This window comes from Chryseobacterium sp. FP211-J200, from assembly GCF_001643375.1.
In the GTDB taxonomy this organism is placed as follows: Bacteria; Bacteroidota; Bacteroidia; order Flavobacteriales; family Weeksellaceae; genus Epilithonimonas; species Epilithonimonas ginsengisoli.
On sequence record NZ_LSHB01000050.1, the window covers coordinates 22,231 to 29,111 of the forward strand.

Annotated in this window: 8 protein-coding genes; 2 read left to right on the top strand and 6 right to left on the bottom strand. The window is 36.9% G+C overall.

Going from position 1 to position 6,881, the window contains the following annotated elements; translation table 11 throughout:
- Window positions 1–106: 106 nt before the first annotated feature.
- The 6 genes from AXA65_RS14535 to AXA65_RS14560 form a co-directional block, all read right to left on the bottom strand.
- On the bottom strand, window positions 107–1,291 hold the full coding sequence (locus tag AXA65_RS14535) for a sigma-54-dependent transcriptional regulator (RefSeq protein WP_063970802.1): 1,185 nt from the start codon (window positions 1,289–1,291) through the stop codon (window positions 107–109).
- A 268-nt stretch (window positions 1,292–1,559) separates the two neighbouring features.
- Entirely contained in the window at window positions 1,560–2,720 is a 1,161-nt protein-coding gene (locus AXA65_RS14540; protein ID WP_063970803.1) for a M28 family peptidase, read from the bottom strand.
- A gap of 93 nt (window positions 2,721–2,813) precedes the next feature.
- Entirely contained in the window at window positions 2,814–3,152 is a 339-nt protein-coding gene (locus AXA65_RS14545; protein WP_185114329.1) for a hypothetical protein, read from the bottom strand.
- Window positions 3,153–3,330: 178 nt separating this feature from the next.
- Entirely contained in the window at window positions 3,331–4,185 is an 855-nt protein-coding gene (locus AXA65_RS14550; protein ID WP_063970804.1) for a nucleoside phosphorylase, read from the bottom strand.
- A 243-nt stretch (window positions 4,186–4,428) separates the two neighbouring features.
- Window positions 4,429–5,592 carry an NAD(P)/FAD-dependent oxidoreductase gene (locus AXA65_RS14555; protein ID WP_063970808.1) on the bottom strand — a complete coding sequence of 388 codons (1,164 nt, stop codon included), beginning with the start codon at window positions 5,590–5,592 and terminating at the stop codon, window positions 4,429–4,431.
- The gene (locus tag AXA65_RS14560) at window positions 5,582–5,914 is read right to left on the bottom strand and encodes a translation initiation factor (protein ID WP_028122763.1); all 333 of its coding nucleotides are present in this window, start codon (window positions 5,912–5,914) and stop codon (window positions 5,582–5,584) included. The genes AXA65_RS14555 and AXA65_RS14560 overlap by 11 nt, the downstream gene beginning before the upstream one ends.
- Before the next feature lie 120 nt (window positions 5,915–6,034).
- Between AXA65_RS14560 and AXA65_RS14565 the strand changes: the two genes are divergently transcribed.
- Together AXA65_RS14565 and AXA65_RS14570 are read left to right on the top strand one after the other, a co-directional pair.
- Window positions 6,035–6,388, top strand: a complete 354-nt coding sequence (locus AXA65_RS14565) for a type II toxin-antitoxin system RelE/ParE family toxin (protein WP_028122764.1) — start codon at window positions 6,035–6,037, stop codon at window positions 6,386–6,388.
- The gene (locus tag AXA65_RS14570; protein ID WP_028122765.1) at window positions 6,378–6,668 is read left to right on the top strand and encodes a helix-turn-helix domain-containing protein; all 291 of its coding nucleotides are present in this window, start codon (window positions 6,378–6,380) and stop codon (window positions 6,666–6,668) included. The genes AXA65_RS14565 and AXA65_RS14570 overlap by 11 nt, the downstream gene beginning before the upstream one ends.
- Window positions 6,669–6,881 lie beyond the last annotated feature (213 nt).

Genomic DNA, 6,881 nt, shown 5'->3' on the forward strand with positions numbered 1-6,881 from the left:
ATCTTATTTATTTTTTTAAATGAAGAATTCTACCGCATAGATTCTCAATTTTTTCCAAAAAAAAACCGCAGAATAAACTGCGGTTAAATATAATATTTAATTAAGTTTATTTCTTTACAAAACTAGCAACGTCATCAGCAGTCACAGGATCAGCACCTAAGATGATCAACCTTTCTACAACGTTTCTAAGCTCACGGATGTTCCCAGTCCAGTCGTATTGCTGCAAAGCCTTGATGGATTTATCATCAAATTTCTTAGCTGCAGAACCATTTTCTGAAGCAATCGAATTGGTGAAATGTTCTACTAACAAAGGGATATCTTCAACTCTGTCGTTAAGGGAAGGGACGCTGATCTCGATCACAGAAAGCCTGTGGTACAAATCCTCACGGAATTTTCCTTGCTCAATTTCTTTAGCCAGATTTTTGTTGGTTGCAGCGATGACACGAACATCAACTTTGATCTCTTTGTCACTTCCTACAGGAGAAACTTTACTTTCTTGCAAAGCTCTAAGTACTTTTGCCTGGGCAACCAAACTCATATCACCGATCTCGTCCAAGAAAATAGTTCCGCCAGTGGCCTGTTCGAATTTTCCGGATTTATCTTTGATCGCGCCTGTAAAAGAACCTTTCACGTGACCGAATAATTCACTTTCTATCAATTCTGATGGGATGGCCGCACAGTTGACCTCGATCATTGGGCCTCGTGACCTTTCACTTTGGGAATGGATCGCGTGAGCTACCAATTCTTTACCAGCACCGTTTGGTCCAGTCACAAGAACTCTTGCGTCAGAAACCGCGACTTTGTCTATGATCTCTTGGATCTTCTTAAGTGCAGGCGATTGCCCGATCATTTGGTATTTTTTATTGACTTTTTTCTTCAGCTGAGAATTTTCCTGCTTCAGATTGGAGTTTGCTTTTTGAAGATTGCCTTTATCCAAAGCGTTTTTCACACTGGTGATCAATCTGTTGATATCGATTGGTTTTGAGATGAAGTCATAAGCGCCTTCTCTCAAACAGCCAACTGCCGTATCAATATCTGCGTGTCCGGAGATCATGATGAAAGTGCTTTCCGGCTTCAATGCAAGACTTTGTTTCAGAAGTTCTGTTCCGGAGATTTTTGGCATTTTGATATCAGAAATTACCAAAGCAAAATCTTCTTTCTCTATAAATTTGAAACCCTCAAGACCATCTTCGGCTATTTCGAATTGGTAATCAGGAAGTTCGTCCGATAAAATACTGTGTAGAACGCCGGATATTGCTTTTTCGTCCTCTACGATTAAGATTTTTTGCATAGGTGCAAAGATACAAATTTTTGATTTCGTAATACGAAATTATTGTGATTGTTTATTCCGAAAATTGAAATGTAGAAGTGTTCTAAAAAAGCCAAATGTGATCTGATGACACATATTCCCTGCAATAGCGATAGTAGCGGTTATCCTTTTTCTATAGCGTGGGGAAAGAATAGGAGGGAAAAGATAGTAGCGGATAGCGCGACCCGAGCTGCGGGAATAGCTAAGTGAGGGGATTGCCCAGATCATTAAAAAATTAAAAATCAAATTTCTATTCTACCATGATCTTCTTGGTGATGACCTGATCGTCCACTTTGAAAGTTCCGAGATAGATACCTTTGGCCAATGACGAAATATCAATTCTGGTTTGATTCTCTGTCTTGCTCAGGGTTTTTCCTTCAAAATCTGTGATGGTAAAGGTAAAACGTTGGGTTTTGCTGTTGAGGAATTCAAGTTGGAGATGATCTTTTGCTGGATTCGGATAGAATCTAAAACTCATCACAATGTCTTTTGGCGTGCAAGTGTCCAATGTCTGGGCAACAACCGCAAAATGCTGGACTGCGCCTACTGTGGCTTTGGCTATATTGTAGATGTAAACTGGGTCCAGATTGGAATAGGTGTCATTTTCTGTGTGCGCATATGGCGTTTCGTTATACTCAAACAATCCGGTGATGATCTCGCCGTTGGCCTGGAACGGCATGTAATCTGAGGCGTACGCGTAACTGAGATTGGTCTTCAAAGTAGAGTAGAGCGTGACGCAATTCATCAATTGTTGTGTGAAAGTGTTGGAAGCTGCGTTGTTGGCGCTGGGATTGCTGGACTCGTCTCTCTCACAAGTGACGGTATCGTTGGTTTGTCCTTTGATGCCGCCAACTTCATCGATGTTGAGGACGAGGCGGATGTTCATTTTGGGATTGGTGGCGTTCACCACGTTGGACACATAATGTGCGGAACCTAGCAAGCCTTGCTCTTCACCAGAAAAATTGATGAACTTGATGGAATATTCTGTATTGATATTTTTCAAAAGTCGGGCAACTTCCAGAATCACTGAGACGCCGCTTCCGTTGTCATTGGTTCCTTTTCCGGTGATCGTGTCGTAATGACCACAAATGATGATGTAGATATTCGGATATTTGGTTCCCTGTTTTGTAAGGATCAGGTTGGATGTCGTTTGTCCGTTGTAGATAAAATTGTCTTTTGTGATATCGTTTTCCGAATATCCGAAAGATAAATATTTATTCTTCAACCAAGTATAAGCGTTATTATTTGCAGTCGAACCTGTGGTTTTCACTCCCAGATCTTCAAACTCTTGCAAGTAAGAATTGATGTTGGTCTGCGAAACCAAATTGCTGACATTCGCGTAGTTCTGATTGAAAGTTTGAGAATTTGCAAAAAATCCTAGAAATAAAATCGAAAACAGTAAGTTTTTCATCTCCTTATTAATAATCCACAAATATAAATAAAAAGGAGAAGACTTGATAAATGTCTTCTCCTTTCGTTTTGAAAAACTATTACTAACTTAAAACTAATTCGTTGCTTTTCTAACTTCTGCTTTTACATCTTCACTAGCATCCTTGGTTTTTTCCCAAGCGTCAGAAGCGGTATCTTTTGTGCTTTCCCAAGCTTTTTCTGCGAAGTCTTTTGTATCTTCCCAAGCTTCTGTAGCATTTGCTTTTAGATTTTCAAAGAATCCTTCTTTGGTAGATTCTGTGTTGTTTCTTTTTTGCTCATCAATGTAGTTTCTTGCTTTGTCGGCATATTCATTGATCGTGTTTTTTGTTTTGTCAGCAGCGTTCTCTAATGAGTTTTCTGTTTTGTTCACTGCTCTTTCTGCGTCGTTATAATTTTGATCTTGAGTGCTCATAATAATTTATTTTGTGAGTTAAAAATTGAAAAATTTGATTTGATGCTTTCTATTATTCAATTAAAATGCCGCAAAGTCTTAATGAACGTTAAAGTAATTATAAATAAAACCAAACATCAAAAAGCAACACTCATTTTTGAATGTTGCTTTCTAATATCTAAAGTCTAAGCTCAAACTTCTACTTAATGATTCTCTCAAGAACCCACTCGATCATCATTCTTTCCGATGCGTGGTGGTCACTTGCAAATTCGCCTCGTCTTCTGTTGGCGATGACACAGTTTACCGTCAAAGCTTTGTGTCCCAATAATTTGGATAGAGCGTAGATCGCGGAGGTTTCCATTTCGAAATTGGAAACGCCAAGGTCATTCAAGGTTTCTAGGAACTGGTCGTCCAAAGCTTTTAGTCTCAACTGGCGACCTTGTGGTGCGTAGAATCCTGGGAAAGTCGCTGTGTTTCCTCTGTATTTTGCATCTGCATAATAATCGGAAATATCCTTTGCCCAATCTGAAAAGTACAACATTGGCTTGATCTTCTCATAAGGGAATTTCGCCATAAAGTTTTTACTGAACTCATTCTCGAACGCATAATCTTGATAGAAATGCAAAAGTCCGTCAAGTCCAACCACATTTTCCGTAACCAACATATTGTTAACCTCAATGTCCGGATTAACACTTCCACACGTTCCCAAACGGAAAAGTTCCAACGATTTGTGTTCTGTCTTGAATTCTTTTGCTTTCAAATCGATATTCACCAAAGCATCCAGCTCGTTCATCACGATATCGATATTCTCTGTCCCAATTCCGGTGGACATTACAGTGATTCTTTCGCCACGTAAAGTTCCAGTGTGTGTGTAGAATTCTCTTTTATTTTTTTTGACTTCAATCGTGTCAAAATATTTCGAAACTTTCGGAACTCTGTCTGGATCGCCCACTAGAATTACTTTTTCGGCAAGGTCTTCAGGTAGAAGATTAAGGTGGTAAACACTTCCGTCGTCGTTTAGGACCAGTTCGGAATCTGCTAATTTGTTGATCATATTGTTGATTTATAATTTAAAAGATTAAAAAATTAATGCTTAAAAGATGCATTGATTTTTGAAATTAAAAAGGTTTTAAAGTTAACAAAATTCTCCACTTGCAACCACAAAAGTCACAAAAGCTTTAATTTAGTTTTTTATTAAATCGTTCCAAAGTCGTTCTCAGATTATAATACATTAAAGCTCAAAAGGATTTGAGATAAATTTTGTGCGCCTTGTGAAAAAAATTTGTGCTCTTCGTGGTTACGACTTCGCAATTTCATCAGCCACAAAAAAACCCGTACTGAAACAAGCTTGCAAAAGATAACCGCCCGTCGGTGCTTCCCAATCTATCATTTCGCCGATGCAGAAAACGTTCGGGAAATTTCGCAATTCAAGTTTGTTATTCAAAGCTGAAAATGAAACACCTCCAGAAGTCGAAATCACTTCATCGATTGGACGAAAACCTAGAATTTCTATTGGGAATTTCTTTATTAATTTTGAGAGATTTTCTATATTGATGTAACTTTCCTTGTCCAGTGTTTTCAGAAGGTTGAGTGCAGTTGTCGAGAGTTTTAATTTTCGTTTCAAGACTTGACTTATCTTTTCAGTCCCATTTAATTGTTCTAAGATTTCTGTTTCTGAAAGATTTGGTTTTAGGTCAATGTTCATGATTAATGGAAAATTGTGTTTTCTTGTGAATCGATTCAGATAATAAATAGGACTTCCTTCGATGCCATATTTTGTAAAAACCACTTCACCGATTTTTTCATTTCCCTCGAAAGAAACTTTGATATTTTTCAGATATTGACCTTGTAATTGATGAAATTTAGAATCTGTATCGTAACCGGAATTTGCAGATTCCAATGGTGTGATTTCAATATTTTTTGATTTTAAAATCTCGATCCATTTAGAATCAGAACCAGTCTTTTTCCAAGAACCGCCACCCATCGCCAAAATCAATTTTGAATAGTCTACTTTAAGTTCGTTCTCTTTATTTTTAAGTGTCACAGAATTCTCATCAAAATCAATAAAAGTATGTTCGTAATGAATGATAACGCCCAATTGTTCCAACCTATCCAGCCAAGCTTTCAAAACCTGAATCGGCTTGAAATTCTTCGTCGGAAAAATCTTCCCCGAACTTCCAACATAGGTCGTAACTCCCAAGTCAGAAAGCCAATCCACCACTTTTTTATTGTCAAAACTTCTTACAATCTCCCGAATTTCCGGCGCATCATATTTTTTGATAAAAGATTCTAATTCTTCACTATGTGTCAGGTTGAAACCGCCATTTCCTGCCACCAGGAATTTTCTTCCAGAAGCTTTGTTTTGTTCAAATATTTGAACTTTGAAGCCTTTCTCAGCAAGGATTTGTGCAGCCATCAATCCCGCTGGACCAGCGCCAATGATGACAATGTTATCCTCCAACACGTTTTGTTTTGTAGCCCATTTCCTTTAGGATGGTCATTATTTTGTCGCGGTTGTCGCCCTGGATGATGATGACGCCATCTTTTTCCGAGCCACCGATTCCCAGTTTTGTTTTGATTTTTTTAGAGATTTCTTTCAGGCCTTCGTCGTCGCCTTCCCAGCCTTCTATGATGGTGACTGGTTTTCCGTTTCTGCCTTTCTTCTCGAATTTGCAAACGAGCGGTTCTTTCTGTTTGAAGTTTTCTTTTTCTTCATCTGGCATTTCAAAATCCTGCTCTTCGTGGGTTGGGAAAAGGTTTTTTAGTTGGTCTCTTAAGTCCATTTTATCAATTTAAATAAGGGTTTTAAAGGTAATGATATTTATTATTCTGGGAAAGATGTATTAGAGAATTAATTTTGAAAATTATTTGTTTAAATGTAACTTTTAAATTACTTTTGTTGAATGAAAGTTCGGGAAGTCATATCGTTTAAAAATTATTTTGAGAAGTTTCTTTTGGAGCAACCGAAGAAAGTTCAAGACAAAATATTTAAGATAATCGAGGCGATAGAAACTTTGGAACGTATCCCTTCGAATTACTTAAAACATATTGTCGGAACCAATGGTTTGTATGAAGCAAGGATACAATTGGGTTCAAATATATGGAGAGTATTTTGCTTTTTTGATGGTGAAAAATTAGTTGTACTGATGAACGGATTTCAAAAGAAAACTCAGAAAACTCCCAAAAATGAAATTGCAAAAGCCTTGAAAATAATGGCTGAATATTACGAACAAAAATCAAAAGAAAATGGAAACTAAAAATTGGAAAGAAATAAAAGATAATGTTTACGGAAAAGTTGGAACTGAGCGAAGAGATGAACTGGAAAGGGATTTTGAATCTTTTGCAATCGGACTTCAATTGAGAAAAGCCCGTGAAGAAAAGAACCTTACCCAATCTGAATTAGCAAATTTAGTAGATAAAAAACGCGAGTATATTTCCAAAATCGAAAATAATGGAAGTAATCTGACACTTAAAACTTTATTTGATATTGTTGAGAAAGGATTGGGTGGGAAAGTGAGGATTTCGATTGATGTTTGAGTTCAATAGATTTATTTGTCAAATTTATAATTAAAAATTGTAATTATTTTTCTGTTATACGGAAAACCGTAAAAGATGTTTTAAAATGTATGTTATATTTGGAAGAATTTTAAATTAATTAAAGTAATCATTATGATTATTTATTACCGAATAGTCGAATTTTAAATATTCCATAATTCAAGCGTAATAATTAATTTTAACCCGTAGTGCATT